This window comes from bacterium (assembly GCA_020854115.1).
GTDB lineage: Bacteria > Patescibacteriota > Saccharimonadia > CAILAD01.
The window spans coordinates 1-17,175 of record JADZGC010000014.1 but is presented as its reverse complement, the minus strand read 5'-3'; the positions used below and the strand labels follow the sequence as shown (position 1 = coordinate 17,175).

Genomic DNA, 17,175 nt, shown 5'->3' with positions numbered 1-17,175 from the left:
TAATTATTTTTTGAAAAGACCCAGCTATGGGTTTTTTGTTATGATAGTGATATATAAGTAGGAACTTTTGAATATGGGGATACGTGATTTTCTGCGGAGGGGTGAGAGAGGACCAGAAAAAAATGCTCCTAAAAAAAAGACCCAAGAGCAACTGCGAGCAGTCGTAGAGCGTCGAAGGGCAATAACAGACAAGGTCTCAGTACTTCCATTTGGTGAGACTAGGTTTCCTCTACCACCTGATATAGATCTTTTTGAAGATGCCGTAGAGATGGTTTTTAAAAAGGCTGAAAAAGTCAAAGAGGGGCGGAATCCAACAGGCCACTATAGTACGGCAGACAGAGAGATAATAGCAGAGATCTCATTTGTTACGAAACGATTAGAGCAGCGAGATGATGGAAGTGTGTCGGAAGTTACCTCAGCGCGAAGATTATATATAATTTCTCCAACCGAAATAACAGAATACGTGACAGACCCAAATGGAGAGACATTGATCGATGTAGATACTTCAGAATTTGTCGACCTAGAGAAAATCTTGACGCAAGTAGAAATTCAAGCTGAGTTGGACAAATCAAAACCTGAGGAAACGTAGATTATAGTCCTAACATCCTCCACCATGGAGAGCCAGTAATTATTTTTATGAAAAAACCCAGCCCCGGGTCTTTTTGTTATGATGATGATATGACAAAAGTTAAGGCAGTCGTTTCAGATGCTGACGGTACGCTTGTAAATACGATCTATCTCATCCGCCATGGGCAATATGAGACAGTAAAATCATATCTCGTACAACATGGCATCTCTGACGATCACATCCCTACATATGAACAATTTGAGCAGCATTTGCACACCGCTCTTGGAGGAAGTGCGCGCGAAACCCTTGAGAGAACAGTCAGGCTTATATTTGACGATATGCAAGATAAGCTAGAAGGTATGGACTTTGATATATTGCATGATCTGCTAGACCCGATACAAGACAGGATAGCTCCTGAGTATGTGACAGCATATCCTGGCTTGTCCCAGTTTCTACACTTCTTAGGTCGAAAGGGAATAGACTTAGCAGTCTTTACAAGCGGGACTCCGCACCACGTGGTACGCAATTTCGGCTTGGCCTTGCCGGAACTCGGACTCACTCATCTTTTTACCGACACACGGCACTCGTCATTAGAGAAAATGAATCAGTTTGAGAAAAAAGTTGAGACACTGTTTAATATACCGTCCATGATTTTTGTAACATGTGATGATGTAACGGCAAATAAGCCTGACCCCGAAAGTTTACTTCAAGCGCTTGACCGTCTCAATGTCGCAAAGGATGAAGCACTTGTATTAGGCGATCACTGGGTTGATATGCAAGCCGGGGTTAATGCAGGCATACCATTAAGAGTAGGTATTGCGCACGGATTCGACAGTGAGTCGGAGCTGCGAAAACATGGCGCAACTAGTGTGGTTCATAACTATAATGAATTAATTTCGCAAATCCAGACATATGAATAAGTCAAATATTGGACTGATATCTGCGGTTCTGAATGCTAGTACAATGTAGTCGCAGTCATTCCGCTTGTGCGAAATGTGTGGCGCAAACCACACCTGGAGTCTAGAGTAGCCTGGACCATCGGTTTTATAGCTGCGTTTCTAAATGTTCTGGCGATTGACTCTGCAAGCCTCGTTATATTATTACCTCCACTTGTAGTAATATGCTGGCACCTACCCATTTTGTATCCAATGTATTTTAAGAGGCAAGATAGCAGTAAAAGTCACGCTTTTTAGTAAATAATGCTATGCTGATGTTAATGAAATCAAAAAGTCAGGAAAGACCGTACTGATCGGTTAAGGACAGTAGCAGGCTGGATATTAGCTGCCTCAGGCGGGATTGTATTATTGATCATCAACTCTATGTATGACTATTCAAGCACAGCTCTGTGGGTGATTGGCCTCTTGTTGTTGGCTGGCGCCGTGGTGATCTCAAAGAGTCGAGCGGTGATTGAGTTCATCAGTGACCTTTTGCGATAAAGTAGAGAAATAGCAACTTTTTGGCCCGTGTCTATAGTGGGCAACGGGTTTGTTATACTAAGTTTATGCCTCAGGAGATTGAAGAATTTAATAAGTCGGTCGAGCAAGAAAAACTGCGTGAGGTATGCGACATATTAGCATATGAGATACCCAATTGTGGTCGTGAGCTTGGCGCTGCGATGGATTACAAAAAAGAAAACAGACCTGCTTACCGCCTCTATGCGGGGGCTGTGAAGAAACGAATCGTCAGCGCTCGAGAATTGTAGGCGCATCACGCTATATTCAGCTCAGGAGAGCTCTCGAGTGAGTAGTTGAAATTACTTCCAGCGCTCGAGGTGGGGGAGCTGTTTTTGAGCTAGCCAGCGCATGAGTTTGCCACTACCCTGTTCTCGCAGCGCGTTATCGACGATCTTTTTCATTTCGTCGAGGGTGCAGTCGGGACCGATGAATGTACCATTGTCGTAACACAATTTACACCATTTTTCGCTCTTAGATCCGTCCTTTTCGGTACCTCGACAATCTCCGGCTTTCTTGGTTTGTAGTGGCATTCCACAGCTTTGACATTGCTTTGTCATGGGCGTATTCTCCTACACCTCTATTATACTCCCTCGAGGCAATACTCACGTTGTAGCTATACATACGTATTTCTGCACCCGACCTCAGGATTTCGTGATAAACTACCGGGCGAAGCGATGTCGTACTGACGCCACTTTAGCGCCTGGGTGCTCGTTTCTCGAGAATACCCTTCACTGAAGGACTAATCTCTTTATCGGTGCGATGAATGCAGCCGATCCAGCAGCATGGTCGTCGTTTGCCCTGCTGGAGCTCTTCTATCACACGCCGTACGTGCTCGTCTCTGGTCTTTTGTTGTTTTGGAGCAATCGTCCAGCAGATCCACTCATTGCGGGCCAGGGGCGTGAGACTCTCCCAGGCAGCGAGTGACTTTGGTGCAGCCACTAGTGCTTGCGCAAGATCCTTCGGAAGATCGTGTACGGTTCCTGACGAAATTTGCTTGTTCATACTACCCCTATTCTAAGCCAAGGGAAGATATATACAAAAAGCCGCACCGGGAGTAGGGTGATTCAGTCTCACGGTGCGGATAAATAGATTGCGCCCTAGTGCGGTTGTGTGCGTAATGAACGGGGGACGGACAGTCCCGACACAAGGCTGACAGCACACAGTATGCGCAGTACATACAGCCCAGGATCGTGCTCGCCCCTGAACCGGCGCATAGTCGGGGATCGTGGGGAGAAGTGGTGGTTGTAATGCAGCCCTTCGCCCATCGTGATCCATGCCAACCACTGCAAGTTCAGTGAATTTCCGACTAGCCTCATCTCGGCAGTCTCAGGATCATACCCGGGCCGCTTACCGGTTTTCTGGCAGATCCAGGTAAGTCGCTGCTCGAGCTTTCCACTGACACCGGTTGATTCTGCGCCGTGCCCAAGAGAATTGATAGCCGCGTTCAGGTAGATGTAGGTGAAGATGTGTACGACATATGCGACCACGCCGGCTACGATCTCGAAAGTGGGGCGGTATAGCACGATGCCGAGCACACGACCGAGTAGCTCGTGGTCGAAGAGGTATCGATCCCATGCGTCGGGTTTGAATCGATCGCCTACTGCTGCAATGACTTCTGGACTATCGGCCGAAGCCTGATAGAGCTCGGGGTTGTGCAGTAATACGCCGCTGATCCCGCCTTTGTACATCGGGCTGTGACCGTCTTCGGCAGTCTCGGTATGCATATGGTGATACTGGTGCACACGGCACCACGCCCACCACTTGATGCCAACGGCAAGCCGGAGAACGAGGCGAAATGCGACGTTGAGCACAGGGTGAAGCTTGTATGAGCCATGCGCCATGCCGCGAAGTAGGCCGAGCGTGGTGTGATGCATGTCACCTGAGTGACGAGGAGTCCCCGCCCGAGGCCAATCAACGCGCTCCAGGTGGGTGCGAGGACAGACCATTCTTGATGGAAGATGCGCTCGAGTATGATCACGATCAGCTCCATCTCATAGGTAGGGTGCGAAGTCGTCATAATTACATATTATTCCTAGCTTGTCATCGGTCATGCATTGAAATTGACATCAGGTTAGTATATCCTTGAGCGTAAGAAGTATACGCTTAGGCACTATGAAAAAACAAACAAAAATACTTATAGTAATTATTGTCCTTGCGGCCACTGCGGCAATCGTCGGGAGTTGGCGCGTTTCTCAATTTGCAAGATTGCATCCTAATCTTTCCACTGATTCAGAGCCGCAACAGCGACCCGACCCAGACAAACAACCGCAGTCCGAACAGCATCCAACCACGCCCGAAAGCTTACAGTCACCCGATGTGTCGCAGTCGCAAGGTGGTACGACCACTACTTCGAAGTTGGTTCGTTTTGAGAGCGATCGAGCTAAAGATGTGTTCATTGCGCATAATCGATTACAGCCTGAACAACTCGAGTATATTAGCGCACTCGGAGTGTATCGAGTGAGCGCCTCGACAGATCAGACTGAAGGATCGAAGGTCTATAATTCGCAGCGATATCGTGTACTGCTTACGCCAAACGACACGTTTTATAGCTCGCAATGGCACTTCGCGAAAGTACATGCTCCAGCCACTTGGGATAACACAGTGGGCGATAGTTCAGTCACGGTTGCAGTGATCGATACTGGCTTTGCTCTCGAGCATCAAGACCTTGATGACGCGTGGTATGTGAACGATGGCGAGTCGGGAGTTACCGAATCGGAGGGCGCGGAGCCAAATTGCACCAGCCGGGCGCTGTCGCTTGATAAGTCCTGTAATAATATCGATGATGATGCGGATGGCTATGTAGACAATCGACTCGGCTGGGATTTTGCGAACATCGACAATAACGTGCAGACAGGGGAGACGGATCCTCTAGACTCGGCAACTACTCATGGCACGCTCGTGTCAGGCTTGATTGCCGCCGAATCAAGCAATGCGCAGGGCGTTGCTGGAATGAGTTGGCACACCAAGATCCTTCCGTTGCAGGCACTGACTGACTTAGGTGAAGGCGATACCGTATCGGTTGCACTAGCCATTCACTATGCGGTGACACATGGCGCGCAGGTGATCAATCTCAGTCTTGGTTCTGATGGTGATGACCCTCTGGTAGCTGAGCAGATAGAATACGCGCATGAACAGGGTGTGGTCGTGGTAGCTGCAGCCGGCAATGAAAACGAGGGCACACTTTCTTATCCAGCGAATTATCCAACCGTGATAGCTGTCGGGGCAACTGACACTGCGGATGTGCGCGCGAGCTTTTCAAACTATGGCTCAAATCTGGCCTTGGTGGCTCCTGGCACCTCGATCTGTTCGACGAGTTGGTCCTCGGCTAATCAGACCACTCGGTATACATGCGGAAGCGCCGGTACGTCATTTTCGTCACCAATTGTGGCGGGTGCCGCAGCATTGTTACTTGCTCAAAACACAACATTGACGCCGACACAAGTGAAGTCCGCTTTGACCGCAACCGCCACAAAAGTCGCTGGAATGAGTGGTCAGTCGTTTACGACTCGCTATGGCTATGGTCGCTTGAACATGTATGAAGCACTGAAATCAGTTTCCTACACGGCTCCATCTGGTCAACCGCTCAGTACGCGCCAAGTAAGTCTCGCAGCTATATCTGGGCACACGCGACCAGAACTGAACTCCACTTGCGTCTCGCCTGTTCCCAATGCCGTATGTCGGGTGCGGGCAATCCGTACGACAGATAATGCGGTGGCGTGGCTTGATGACGGTGTTGGCGCCCCCCCAGATTACAACCTCTATTGGAATGCTTCAGCAGTGGGCATGAGCTCGGGCAGTTGGTTGATACAGACATACGTTGAGAGCGAAGGGAAGCGCAGTATGGTAAGCCAGGAGCTGCTCACCGTTAGTCCGTAGATAGGCTTGTCAGAATGAATTTCCTGACGATTGGTATGAGGGCGCTGGGCTTTGCCACGAGCGCCATGATCCCGAGCTCAACTATTTCAAGGTCAACGCGCGCCAGCCGCTGTCTTGTCTGGCGAGCTAAGGGATGGATCAACGCAGAAGACCCCCGCGGTTGGTTTCAATGGTACTGTCGCTATTATCAAGGGCGACGCATTCCTGAAGAAGACCGGCGGCAGATCAAGCGCCGGAAAGCAATGCGTCGACATGTGGCACAAATCAAGCGTGCTTGCCAGCCGGGTGATCTCAACTGTCACGCACGCCAACGCCAGGCGCTACTCCACTGGGCGTACGATAGCCGCAAGCTATAAATTATTGCGTTTTTCTTGCTATAAAACCCTTATGCTGATCTAAAAATCTGTCTATAATAGAGGTACACATGTGGGAATTATTGTGAAGCGAGTGAAGCAACATCTCGTGAGGACTGCTACTGCAATCACGCATGGAGCTCGGAAGACCGCCGGGCATGCTGTGCGTCTGCGTGAGAAGTCGATCGTCCCTGTTCATACACATCTGGTGAACAGGATTTCGTGGTATAAGAAATGGCATGAGTGGCGATGGCATAAGCATACGCACGTTGCGGTTGTGGTCGTGTATATTTTCTGGGTCGCATTGATTTTCTTTAGTGTGATCAGGGCCGCTTTTGCGGCAGACCTATCGAATTATTGGGATTTCTCAAATCAAAGCGAATATACGATTGATTCGGGCGTTGAATTTGATGGCAACAGCGTACGCCTTAAGGCCCAAGAATACACAAACGATGCCAACACGGCTGCCTTGTTCAAACTTAATGAAACCTCAGGTACTTCAGTAGCCGATAGCTCGTCCAACGGCAATAACGGTACGACTACAGGATCGCCCTCGTGGGGTACTGGCAATCTGAATAACAGCTTGACGCTAAATGGTACGACACAACATATTACGGTGCCCGATAGTGCTTCAATGTCGCTCGGTTCGCAACAAACCATAGAGGGGTGGATTAAGCCAAGTGCAACGTTCGATACTTCGGCTACGAGCAATCAAACTATCTTTGACAAAGGTTCATCCAAGATGTTTCTGGATCGTACTACGGGCAAGCTCAACTACGAAATTGCCAACAACTCAGAAACTAGCTGGACCCAGATTGCTAATAGTCGTGGACAAAATGGTAGCTGGAATGCCGAGGCATACTACATCGAAGCACAAGCCCTATATAATGGCGACTTAATTGTTGGCACCAACTATATTGCTGGTGCGGCCGATGTGTGGCGACGTAGTGGTTCTACCTGGACAAGGATTGGTGGCGATGGCTTAAATGGTAGTTGGAGTAACTTTACCTATGAGGGCGTGTATAGTTTGGCTGTAAATGGCGATAATCTGTACGCTGGACTGGGGGCTTCGACCGCAGACGCCGAAATTTGGACCTGTTCACTCGCTAGCAACTGCAACTCATGGTCTAAAATTGGAGGTGATACTGCAGCAGCCCAAAATACTACTGGCATAACAATCAACCATGAGACAGTCAGGAGTATGGCCGTACATGCCGGTACGCTATATGTTGGAGCTGGTGAAAGTGCGGGAGATGCTGACGTCTGGCGTTATGACGGTGGCACGTCGTGGACACAAATTGGCGGTGATGCACTCAACAGTAGCTGGGCAGCCTCTACTTACGAACGAGTACATGTGTTAGCAAGTGATGGCACAAATCTGTATGCAGGACTCGGTAGCTCTACCGGTGATAGCGAGGTCTGGCGATATAATGGAACTAGCTGGACCCTGATTGGTGGTGATGGAGTGAATAGTAGCTGGGCCAACTCGACCTATGAGTATGTTACGAGATTGAACTTTTTTGGCGGCAACCTATACGCTGGTACCGGCTTAACAGCGGGGGATGCCGAAGTATGGCGTTGGGATGGAACTAGCTGGACCCTGATTGGTGGTGATGGAGTGAATAGTAGCTGGGCCAACTCGACCTATGAGTATGTAGGTAGCATGGCCAATGATGGTACTAATTTATATATTGGGCTGGGCTCGTCAGGTGGTGATGGTGAGGTCTATCGGTGGAGTGGCTCCGCTTGGACAAAAATAGGTGGTGATAACTTCAATAGTAGTTTTGGCGGTACGGCTGCGGGCGTGTATTCGCTTGTATACGACTCGTCCAATAGTAAACTGTATGCCGGAGTGCAGTCGTCTTATGGTGCCCACTCGTGGGAGTACAATGGGACTAGCTGGTCGGCCATAGGTGGATCGTCTATAGATAACAGCTGGGCAAATTGGTCTACCGGTAGCGTAAATGCTATTGCGTCTCATAACGGCAAGGTGTACTTCGGTCTCGGTGCAGTACAGGGCTCGGCCATTGTGTACGAATATGATGGCACTAACTATACGGCCATAGGTGGCAATGGCACAAAGGGGAGTTGGTCGTATGGGAATGATGGAACTTACGAAAGAGTATGGTCGCTCGTTAGCTACAACGGACAACTATACGCAGGTCTTGGAGATAGCGGTAATGATGGCGAGGTCTGGCGCTACAATGGCAGCACGTGGACGCAAGTAGGTGGCGATGGTCTCAACGACAGCTGGACTTCTAGCAATTACACGGCTGAGCTAGCAGTATGGAATGGTAAGCTCTATGCTACAGCCTATGGCGGTGTAGGTAACGGCTATGTTTATGAATACAACGGCAGTACCTGGACTAATCGCGGTGGCGGCACCGGAAATGTGAATGGCATTACCAACGGAGCTTATAGCGGTGCTTTCTCATTAGTACCATTTAATGATCGGTTGTGTATGGGTTTTGGGCAAGGTGCCAATATGGCCGATGTCTGGTGCTGGACAGGCACCGGCAACTGGACGCAAGTAGGTGGCGATGGTCTTGGCAGTAGCTGGAACAGCTCAGATACAATTATCTGGAAATTAGCGGTGTATAACGGTCAGTTGATTGCGGGAACTACAGACGACACCAACCGCGACCCGGCTGTGTGGGTCTACAATGGTAGTAGTTGGACAAAGCTTGGCGGCGGTGGTGTAAATGGTAGCTGGAACGATGTGTTTTATTGTCGAGTGCATTCTTTCGCCGTCTATAACGGTGAGCTTTATACTGGCATGGGCTATTGTGGTAACAACGGTCACGTCTGGAAATATAATGGTAGTACCTGGTCGCAGGTAGCTGGCGACAATATTAATAGCAGTTGGGGCACAACAATAGAGTCGGTGCGCGCCATGGGAGTTCACAAAGGTAGGCTATATGCCGGCTTGGGTGATAGCGGACAAGTCGACGCCCTTGTGTATGTATTGGGTAATAACACGGTGGTTGAATCATCAACCAGTAGCTTTAATGCCAACTGGACGCATGTTGCTGCCATGTACAATGGGGTCACCGCTAAAGTCTTTGTCAATGGTGTCGAGGTTGGTAGCTCGGCCGGCTCATCGCCACCCGTTGATAACAGCTTGCCGGTGTTGATTGGCGCGAGCTATGGTAATGGAACGATAGGTGACGGCCTTGGCAGGTTTGCTGGTTCAATTGATGAAATGCGTTTTAGTAACATTGCTCGCACGGGTTTCACAACAAATTCATATACGACAGATTATCAAGGGGTCAAGCTAAATGCTGCGGTACGTATGGGTGGGATACATACTTGGGATGGTTTGGCCAGTAGCGAAACTACAGAAGGGGGCGCCGTCACATATAGGCTGAGTGATGATGGGGGTGTGACCTGGAAATACTGGACTGGTAGCAGTTGGGCCAACTCGACTGCTTTGGCCAATTCAAATCCCATCGCAACGATTAACTCAAATATTGCTAGCTTTCCAGCAACTTTTAAGGGCATTACTTGGCAAGCCGTACTGAAGGGCAATGGTTCGCAGCGGGTGCAACTTAACTCGGTAACACTGACGGCAAACTCTGATACCAATCCGCCAGTCACCAATGCCTCGAGTATTGTTGCCAGTAAGACTAATGGTGGGGCAGCGCTGGCAAGTAACGGATGGACAAATGGAGGATCCCCTTTCTTTAGCTGGACTGCTGGAGCCGACGCCGCATCAGGTATCTTGGGATACTGCCTATATCTCGGGCAAACGCCTTCCGCAGATCCGGTGACCACTAAGGGGGTGTTGGGTACAGGATCATTGGACACTGGCGGTAATTGTCAGTTTGGTGTATCTGGTACCGACATTGATCTCGCCGCTTCAGGAGTGCTCAATACTCCTTTAACAACATCAAATACTCCATATTATCTCAATATAAAGGCTATCGATCGGGCCGGTAACGTACATAACACTTCTGCACAGTTCCAGTTTAGATTTGACAATACTCCACCGACTAACCCGGGTTTTATATCGGCCCCGTCAGGAATTATCAACACAAAATCCGCGACATTTACGTGGCCAACTACTGGGCCGCAGGCAGCAGACGATGCTCACTCCGGACTGGCTGGACTGCAGTATCGGATAGGTAGCGGGTTATGGTACGGGGACTCACATACGGGGACCGGTGATGCGGGAGATTTGCTCGCGAATGACGGGAGCTATACCACCACAGACCCTCCTGACTATCAAGACATTGTGGATGGCGTGAATACCGTTACATTTCGTGCATGGGACCAGGCTGGAAATGTCACATCAAGCTATGCGTCCGCGGCCTTGCGCGTCAACACAAGCGGGGCTCCGTCAGAACCGCTAAACCTTATTGCAGCTCCTTCAGTAAATACCACCAACGAATTCACCTTTAGCTGGGATCCACCGACGACCTTTAATACAACGACTGGCGAAGCAGATAGGCTGAAATATTGTTATACGGTCAATGCACTCCCCACAGTCAACAATTGCAACTTCACTGACTATGCGCAGACATCAGTAGGGCCGGATGCCTTTGCAACCCAGCCGGGCGACAATACATTTTATGTGGTCGCAAAAGACGACTTCAATGCCATCAACTATGCCAGCCTTGCATCGATTACGTTTACCGCAAACACTCCTTCTCCAGGTATGCCACTTAACATCGACGTAGCAGATGTATCGGTAAAGACCACCAGTAACTGGCGATTAGCCGTGACTTGGGACGAGCCGTCGTCGCTTGGCGCAGGTGTCGCGGCATATCGGGTGTATCGTTCAACCAGCTACAGTGGAGCATATAGTCTAGTTGGTTCGAGTAGTAGTACGTCATATGTCGATGCCGGACTCTCGCAAATAGAATATTTCTACAAAGTATCTGCTTGTGATAGCGCGAATAATTGTGGTGCAGAGAGTGGAGCTGTATCGGAGACCCCAACAGGTAAATTTACTTCACCAGCCGCCCTTGTGAGCGAGCCGAGTGTGACTGATGTAACGACCCGCCGAGCTTCAATTACCTGGTCGACTGGCCGAGATTCAGACAGCAAGATTGCGATCGGCACACAGAGTGGTGTGTACTCTGCGTCTGAGATTGGTAACTCTGAACAGACTACTGATCACGTGATAGATCTGGATAACTTGGCTGCTGGTACGACCTACTACTACAAGGCCAAGTGGACTGATGAGGATGGGAACACTGGCCAGAGCCAGGAATATACCTTTACTACCGCGCCGGCACCAGTACTCAAGGAAGTTGTCACACAGTCGATTGGTCTCGATGCCGCAACTATCCAATTTACGACCAAAGACGCAGCCAAGGTCGACATCCTCTTTGGCAGATCAGATGCATTTGGTGGGATTCGATCAGTCAACACCTCACTATCTGAGTCATCGTATCAATTGCAACTACCAGGTCTCGATGACGGTACGAAGTACTTCTACAAAATCACGATGTACGATAGCGAGGGTGGACAGTATCAGAGTAGTATCTTTTCGTTCTCAACTCCACCACGTCCACGAATAGCAAATCTCAGTTTTCAGCCTGTCGAAGGTGAGCCGACGAGTACGCAGCGAGTGACTTGGACGACAAATGTGGCTGCGACTTCGCAAATCATCTATGGCAAGATTGGCGGCACTACCATCGAAGCCGCCGAGTCGGTGTTGAAGACGGAGCACGAGATCATTATTCGCGGGCTTGATGACAATAGCGAGTACGGACTGACCGCTCAATCGCGCGACGGTAACGGTAATCTGGCGGTCAGCGATCGACAGGTATTTAAGACAGCTCTAGATACCCGACCGCCAAAGATCTTTGATATCGCAGTCGAGTCTGTGGTGCGTGGATCGGGGAGTGAAGCTCGTGGTCAGATAATTGTCACCTGGAAGACAGACGAGCCAGCTACCAGCCAAGTGCAGTTTTCTGCCGGTGCATCAAGCACTGACCTGAACAATCAGACGGTAGCAGATGGGGCATATACGACCGACCACATTGCGATTATTTCTGACTTGTCTCCGTCGAAGTCATACAATGTTCGACCAGTTGGCGCGGATCGCAGTGGCAACCGCGGTGTCGGTGGTACACAATCGACGATAATTGGTCGTGCAACTGATTCTGTGATTTCGATCATCTTTTCCACGCTACAGAGATTATTTGGATTCGCTGCGCAATGAGCCAGCAGTCAGCATTGATCTCCGTCAAGGATGTGAAGAAAAACTTCTTAGTTGCCGGGAAGGAGATTCAGGTCTTGAAGCAGTGCAACTTCGACATTGTGCCAGGATCTTTCACAATCATTTATGGTGCATCCGGAAGCGGTAAGTCGACCTTACTGGATGCGATCTCGGGGCTGGCTAAGCCGACTTCAGGGATCATTACCTTTAAAGGGCAAAACGTGTATGAACTTGACCCTGATGAGCGAGCAAACTTTCGTGCCAATAATCTTGGGCTCGTGTATCAGAGTAACTATTGGGTAGCGAGTATGTCGGTGCTTGATAATGTAAGTATGCCGTTATATTTGAGTGGGCATGTACCGATAGAGGCACATAAGCAAGCCAAAGAAGTGTTGGAACGCTTGAAGATTGATCACCTTATGCGTCAGAAACCAGGGGTATTGTCTGGCGGTGAGCAGCAAAGGGTGTCGTTAGCCCGCGCGCTTGTATCTGATCCTGATGTAATCATAGCCGATGAGCCGACCGGCAATCTTGATACCAAGAATGGTGACGTTGTTATGAATCTCCTCTCCTCATTACAAAAGCTTGGCAAAACTATTGTTATGGTTACGCACAATCTCGAATATTTACCCTTGAGCACCCATCAGATCCGTATTGTTGACGGGGTAGTGAGTATCGGGAGTGATGCTGACGGCGGCCTGACAAATGAGCAGCGTGCGCAGTATTCTCAGAGACTGGCGTCGTCGTTTACTTCGAATAATAAAGGGCGAATGACGGACGGGCTTATAAAGAAGGGTGCCTCATGAAATCTACTGTACCTCCGATGAAGTCTCGCAATGAAGGGCTGGTGCAGCGTAAATATATACATAAGCGTGTCTTGTTTAAGATTGCGATGAGTAACTTGCTGCATAAAAAACTACGTACGATGCTGACAATTCTCGGCGTTGTTATCGGGATTGGGGCGATCGTATTTCTCGTGTCGATTGGTCTCGGTCTCCAAAAAGTGGTGACCGAACGGGTGATTGGATCAAAGTCGATTAAGGCGATCGATGTCACATCCACTAAGCCTCAGTCGGTACGCATTACCAGCGAGACTATCTCGAGGTTTCGAAACTATGCGCACGTCACAGAGGTATCAAAGACCTATTCCTTTGCGGGCTCAATCAGATATAAGTCATCCCTCACCGATACTGTAGTATACGGTGCTGATACGGCCTTTCTGGATTTGTCGGGTTTCCGACTTGAGGCTGGCAAAAAGGTTAATCCCTCGGCCGATAATGAGATCGTCGTGAATACCGCTTTCTTGAAGGCAATTGGGATAAGCGAGGCATCGAAGGCCGTCAATGAGAAGTTGAGTTTAGTGATTCTCAAGGACAAGAATCAGGCATCGCGCTTCCCCCTGGATAAAGACTTAGAAAAAGAGCTGACTGTTGTCGCGGTGATAGATAGCGGAAATAATAGCGAGGTATATACGACAGAGAGCCTGTTTACCAATCTTGGTTTCACCGATTACTACCAAGCTAAAGTCTTGGTTGACGAAAAAGAAAATGTCGATCAGGTACGAAAACAGATTGAGTCACAAGCCTTTAACACCGCCTCGCCAGCTGATACGCTTGACCAGATTACGCAGTTCTTCTTTGTGCTCAATACATTTCTGGCCGCCTTCGGTAGTATTGGTATGATTATCGCTGTGCTCGGGATGTTTAATACGCTGACTATTGCATTACTTGAAAGGACCAAGGAAATCGGCCTACTTGTTTCGCTCGGTGCGAGGCGTAAAGATATACGACGACTCTTTGTGGTTGAATCAGTTGTCTTGTCATTGCTAGGCACAGGACTTGGTATTGCAAGTGCCTGGGCTTTGGGCGGAATCATAAATGGTGTCGCGGTCGGCCTGGCTAGATCACGTGGAGTGAAAGAATCATTTAGTGTATTCTTCTTGCCTGCGTGGTTGATCCTGGCGGGAGTTGTGTTTGCGATCGTGGTTGCATTGATAGTCGTGGCATTTCCTGCGCGCCGGGCTGGTCGCATTAGTCCGATTATTGCGCTGCGCCGTGAATGATGTTTTGATTGCATTCTTGAATCATTTTGTAGTGCATTGAGATATAATGAATGTATTAGGGGTGGAAAATGTCACGACTATACAATCCTAATAGTATAGTCGTTCAAGTTATCTATGAATAATCGCAAAAAAGCAGGTTCAAAAAAACACATTTTAGTGACCGGATGTCCTAGAAGTGGCACTACTTTTTTAGGTAAGATACTTTCGCTACCTAGAGAAGTTGGCTATGTTCGAGAGCCGTTTAATAGAGATTTTGGGCTAGCAGGGTTAGAGCACGAGTTTCCTTACTTGTATGCAGGCATGGAACAGGAGACGTACTATCGATCCATGATCGATGCGATTTTTAATGGTACGGCAACATTTCGTAAGCTCCCTCCCAGTGAAGCGTCCCGTATATCGCAGCGTATTGGGCGAGCTATCTTTGGAGGGGGAAGTAACTATAGCTATATAAAGGCAATGACCAACCCCTTAGTAGATCGTTTGTTACTTAAGGATCCAATGATTAGTCTTGGTAGCGAATATTTGCATAGCGAATATGACATGGACGTTGTAGTTATCCTGCGTAAGCCATTGCCAAATATAGCGAGCATGCGACGAGTTGGTATGCAGCATTCGATAGACAAGCTCATCCGACAAAAGGAATTATATGAGTTCTACCTTAAAGATGTACTTGATCAAAAAATTAGAAGTGACGATAGCATGCTTGAGCAGCAAATATTACTTTGGCTAACGATTAACACTGTGCTTAAGCACTACATCGATCGTAATCCTCGATTTATTGTAGTGAAGCATCACGAGCTAGCGAAAAGTCCGATTGCTGAGACGAAACGCATATACCAGAAGCTAGGCCTTGAGTTCACGCCAAGCATTTTGGCAAAGATCAAAGATTATACTTCTCCGAAAAATGTCTCTGGTGTAACTACAGGAAAGATGCATGTACTTAAGCGAAATAGTCGTGCGATAGCCGATGTGCGGCCAGGGGTATTTAGTGATGATGAAGAGAGACTAATTCATGAGAGAACCCACGAGCTGGTGAGCGAGTTGTTTAAGGGTGTATGATGATACAGATAAGAAGGAGCGGGCAATGGCCATTCGACCTACGTGCGATAAATGCGGCAAAGAACTCAAAGCATTTGGGGCAATTTTATTGAGTCCGCCAGATGAGCAATCGACAGTTAAGAAATACCATATTTGCGTTGACTGTTATTCGATTTTAATAAAGGAGATGAAGGTACTATGAGCGCAGAGCAAACGCGTCAAGAAGCACAAAACGTTCGCCGGGAGATAGAATATCTCCAGCAGCAAATTATGCAAAAAAACAATGAGATCCAAAATATTCAACGACAGATGGATCAAGTCCAACAAGTAATCAGAGATCTCCAGCAGCAGATCGATGCAAAGGATAGGCAAGCACGCACCCTTGAGCAACAAGCCATACAAGAACAGCAGCAAGAGATGCAGCAAATGCGCCAGGATAATCAAGGGAACTAAGCTTATATTTATATTGCTAATTCGTAGTCACGCGAGTTGACAGATTGTTTCAGATAGAGCTACTATAGCTCCACCTAGTAATTTCCACACCTACCCCAGGAGGAGCTATGACCCTGGCACACTCCGACGTATCTGCAGACACCTGGCGTCTGTGACAGGCCGAGTTGCAGGCTCTCGAACCACGAGAACTGTGCGAGCTTCTGATGGCACAGATCATGCTCGAGAGTTCGCGCGCAGGTAAAAAGTGCCCAGAGAAGCGGGCTCAAGATCTTCTGACCTTCATGAAAACTCGCGTCATTCGGTGGTTGCACCGATATCCTGATGGTGTCTACCACATACGCTAGCAGGATCTGCGCTTCCATCATGACCTGATCGAGATCATCATGCCCGACGATCAGCCCCCGTTGATTGGCTCGGCGCATGCCATGCTGAACCTGTATCTGAGTATCGATCCGGGCTATAGCTTGGTCCACACCAAGGTTGGTGAGGTAGTGCGAGACTGTGCGGTTGTCATCGCGCTCGCGTACGCCTGAGATCATCACACCCAGATCTTTTCTCCACTCAGACTTCGGTCTGGGTGTTTTATTTTTGTCTATTGCTCTCATGCTACACTAGTCTTATGACTGGTCGCACTCATGATCTGATTGCCTTTACTGGGCTTCTCACGGCAACGATCATATATCCTCCTGCCCATCTGACGCTTGGTACGGCGGTCGCAGCCTTTCTGGCCAATCAAGTCGGTGGGATAACGCCCGATATCGATCAGCCGACTGCGCCATTCTGGCGTAATCTACCTATCGGTGGACTCATCGGGAAGATAATTAGCAAGATGCTCGGCGGCCATCGCTTCATCACACACTCAGTGCTTGGACTTATATTGTTTGGATTCTTAGCGAAGCTACTGCTAGGCTTCATTCATCCGATTTTTCCGCGCATTAATATGGAGCTCGTCTGGTGGGCATATATGATTGGCATGGTATCACATCTCATCATCGATACTTTTAGTAAAGAAGGTGTACCATGGCTGCTGCCGATACCAATTAAATTCGGCATACCGCCAATTCGTGCCTGGAGAATCACTACTGACAAGTTTACCGAGAATTGGGTACTGTTTCCTGGCTTAATATTCGTGAACCTTGTGCTTATTGCGACTAATTATGAAGTGCTAGTGGGGTTGTTGCACAAGGTCTAAACTACACTTT

15 protein-coding genes are annotated in these 17,175 nt (G+C 48.7%); 11 read left to right on the top strand and 4 right to left on the bottom strand.

Features of this window, described 5'->3' with window-relative positions; translation table 11 throughout:
• Positions 1–73 precede the first annotated feature (73 nt).
• From IT415_02825 to IT415_02815, 3 genes are all read left to right on the top strand, one after another.
• A complete protein-coding gene (locus tag IT415_02825; protein MCC7543619.1) occupies positions 74–589 on the top strand; it encodes a hypothetical protein in 516 nt (171 codons plus the stop codon).
• Positions 590–678: 89 nt separating this feature from the next.
• Positions 679–1,488 carry an HAD family hydrolase gene (locus IT415_02820; GenBank protein MCC7543618.1) on the top strand — a complete coding sequence of 270 codons (810 nt, stop codon included), beginning with the start codon at positions 679–681 and terminating at the stop codon, positions 1,486–1,488.
• A gap of 581 nt (positions 1,489–2,069) precedes the next feature.
• A complete protein-coding gene (locus tag IT415_02815; protein ID MCC7543617.1) occupies positions 2,070–2,270 on the top strand; it encodes a hypothetical protein in 201 nt (66 codons plus the stop codon).
• A 51-nt stretch (positions 2,271–2,321) separates the two neighbouring features.
• On the opposite strand, the gene IT415_02810 is transcribed toward IT415_02815, so the two are convergent.
• The 3 genes from IT415_02810 to IT415_02800 form a co-directional block, all read right to left on the bottom strand.
• Positions 2,322–2,579, bottom strand: coding sequence for a zinc ribbon domain-containing protein (locus tag IT415_02810; GenBank protein MCC7543616.1), 258 nt, complete (start codon positions 2,577–2,579; stop codon positions 2,322–2,324).
• A gap of 136 nt (positions 2,580–2,715) precedes the next feature.
• Positions 2,716–3,024, bottom strand: a complete 309-nt coding sequence (locus IT415_02805) for a YdeI/OmpD-associated family protein (GenBank protein MCC7543615.1) — start codon at positions 3,022–3,024, stop codon at positions 2,716–2,718.
• Between the two features lie 95 nt (positions 3,025–3,119).
• A complete protein-coding gene (locus IT415_02800; protein MCC7543614.1) occupies positions 3,120–3,896 on the bottom strand; it encodes a fatty acid desaturase in 777 nt (258 codons plus the stop codon).
• Between the two features lie 238 nt (positions 3,897–4,134).
• Here IT415_02800 and IT415_02795 point away from each other — a divergent pair, with 238 nt between their 5' ends.
• From IT415_02795 to IT415_02765, 7 genes are all read left to right on the top strand, one after another.
• Complete coding sequence (locus IT415_02795) at positions 4,135–5,898, top strand: S8 family serine peptidase (GenBank protein MCC7543613.1); 1,764 nt, start codon at positions 4,135–4,137, stop codon at positions 5,896–5,898.
• Between the two features lie 14 nt (positions 5,899–5,912).
• Positions 5,913–6,254 (top strand): hypothetical protein, encoded by a 342-nt coding sequence (locus tag IT415_02790; protein MCC7543612.1) that lies wholly within the window; start codon positions 5,913–5,915, stop codon positions 6,252–6,254.
• Positions 6,255–6,324: 70 nt separating this feature from the next.
• Entirely contained in the window at positions 6,325–12,423 is a 6,099-nt protein-coding gene (locus tag IT415_02785) for a fibronectin type III domain-containing protein (GenBank protein ID MCC7543611.1), read from the top strand.
• Complete coding sequence (locus tag IT415_02780; protein ID MCC7543610.1) at positions 12,420–13,226, top strand: ABC transporter ATP-binding protein; 807 nt, start codon at positions 12,420–12,422, stop codon at positions 13,224–13,226. The genes IT415_02785 and IT415_02780 overlap by 4 nt, the downstream gene beginning before the upstream one ends.
• Positions 13,223–14,482: an ABC transporter permease gene (locus tag IT415_02775; GenBank protein MCC7543609.1), complete on the top strand. Its 1,260-nt coding sequence runs from the start codon at positions 13,223–13,225 to the stop codon at positions 14,480–14,482. The genes IT415_02780 and IT415_02775 overlap by 4 nt, the downstream gene beginning before the upstream one ends.
• Positions 14,483–14,596: 114 nt before the next feature.
• Entirely contained in the window at positions 14,597–15,541 is a 945-nt protein-coding gene (locus IT415_02770) for a sulfotransferase (protein ID MCC7543608.1), read from the top strand.
• 177 nt (positions 15,542–15,718) lie between these two features.
• Positions 15,719–15,973, top strand: a complete 255-nt coding sequence (locus tag IT415_02765) for a hypothetical protein (GenBank protein MCC7543607.1) — start codon at positions 15,719–15,721, stop codon at positions 15,971–15,973.
• A gap of 74 nt (positions 15,974–16,047) precedes the next feature.
• Here the strand turns inward: IT415_02765 and IT415_02760 are convergent, their stop codons facing one another.
• On the bottom strand, positions 16,048–16,578 hold the full coding sequence (locus IT415_02760; GenBank protein ID MCC7543606.1) for a hypothetical protein: 531 nt from the start codon (positions 16,576–16,578) through the stop codon (positions 16,048–16,050).
• A 14-nt stretch (positions 16,579–16,592) separates the two neighbouring features.
• Here IT415_02760 and IT415_02755 point away from each other — a divergent pair, with 14 nt between their 5' ends.
• Positions 16,593–17,165 carry a metal-dependent hydrolase gene (locus IT415_02755; protein ID MCC7543605.1) on the top strand — a complete coding sequence of 191 codons (573 nt, stop codon included), beginning with the start codon at positions 16,593–16,595 and terminating at the stop codon, positions 17,163–17,165.
• Positions 17,166–17,175: the final 10 nt, after the last annotated feature.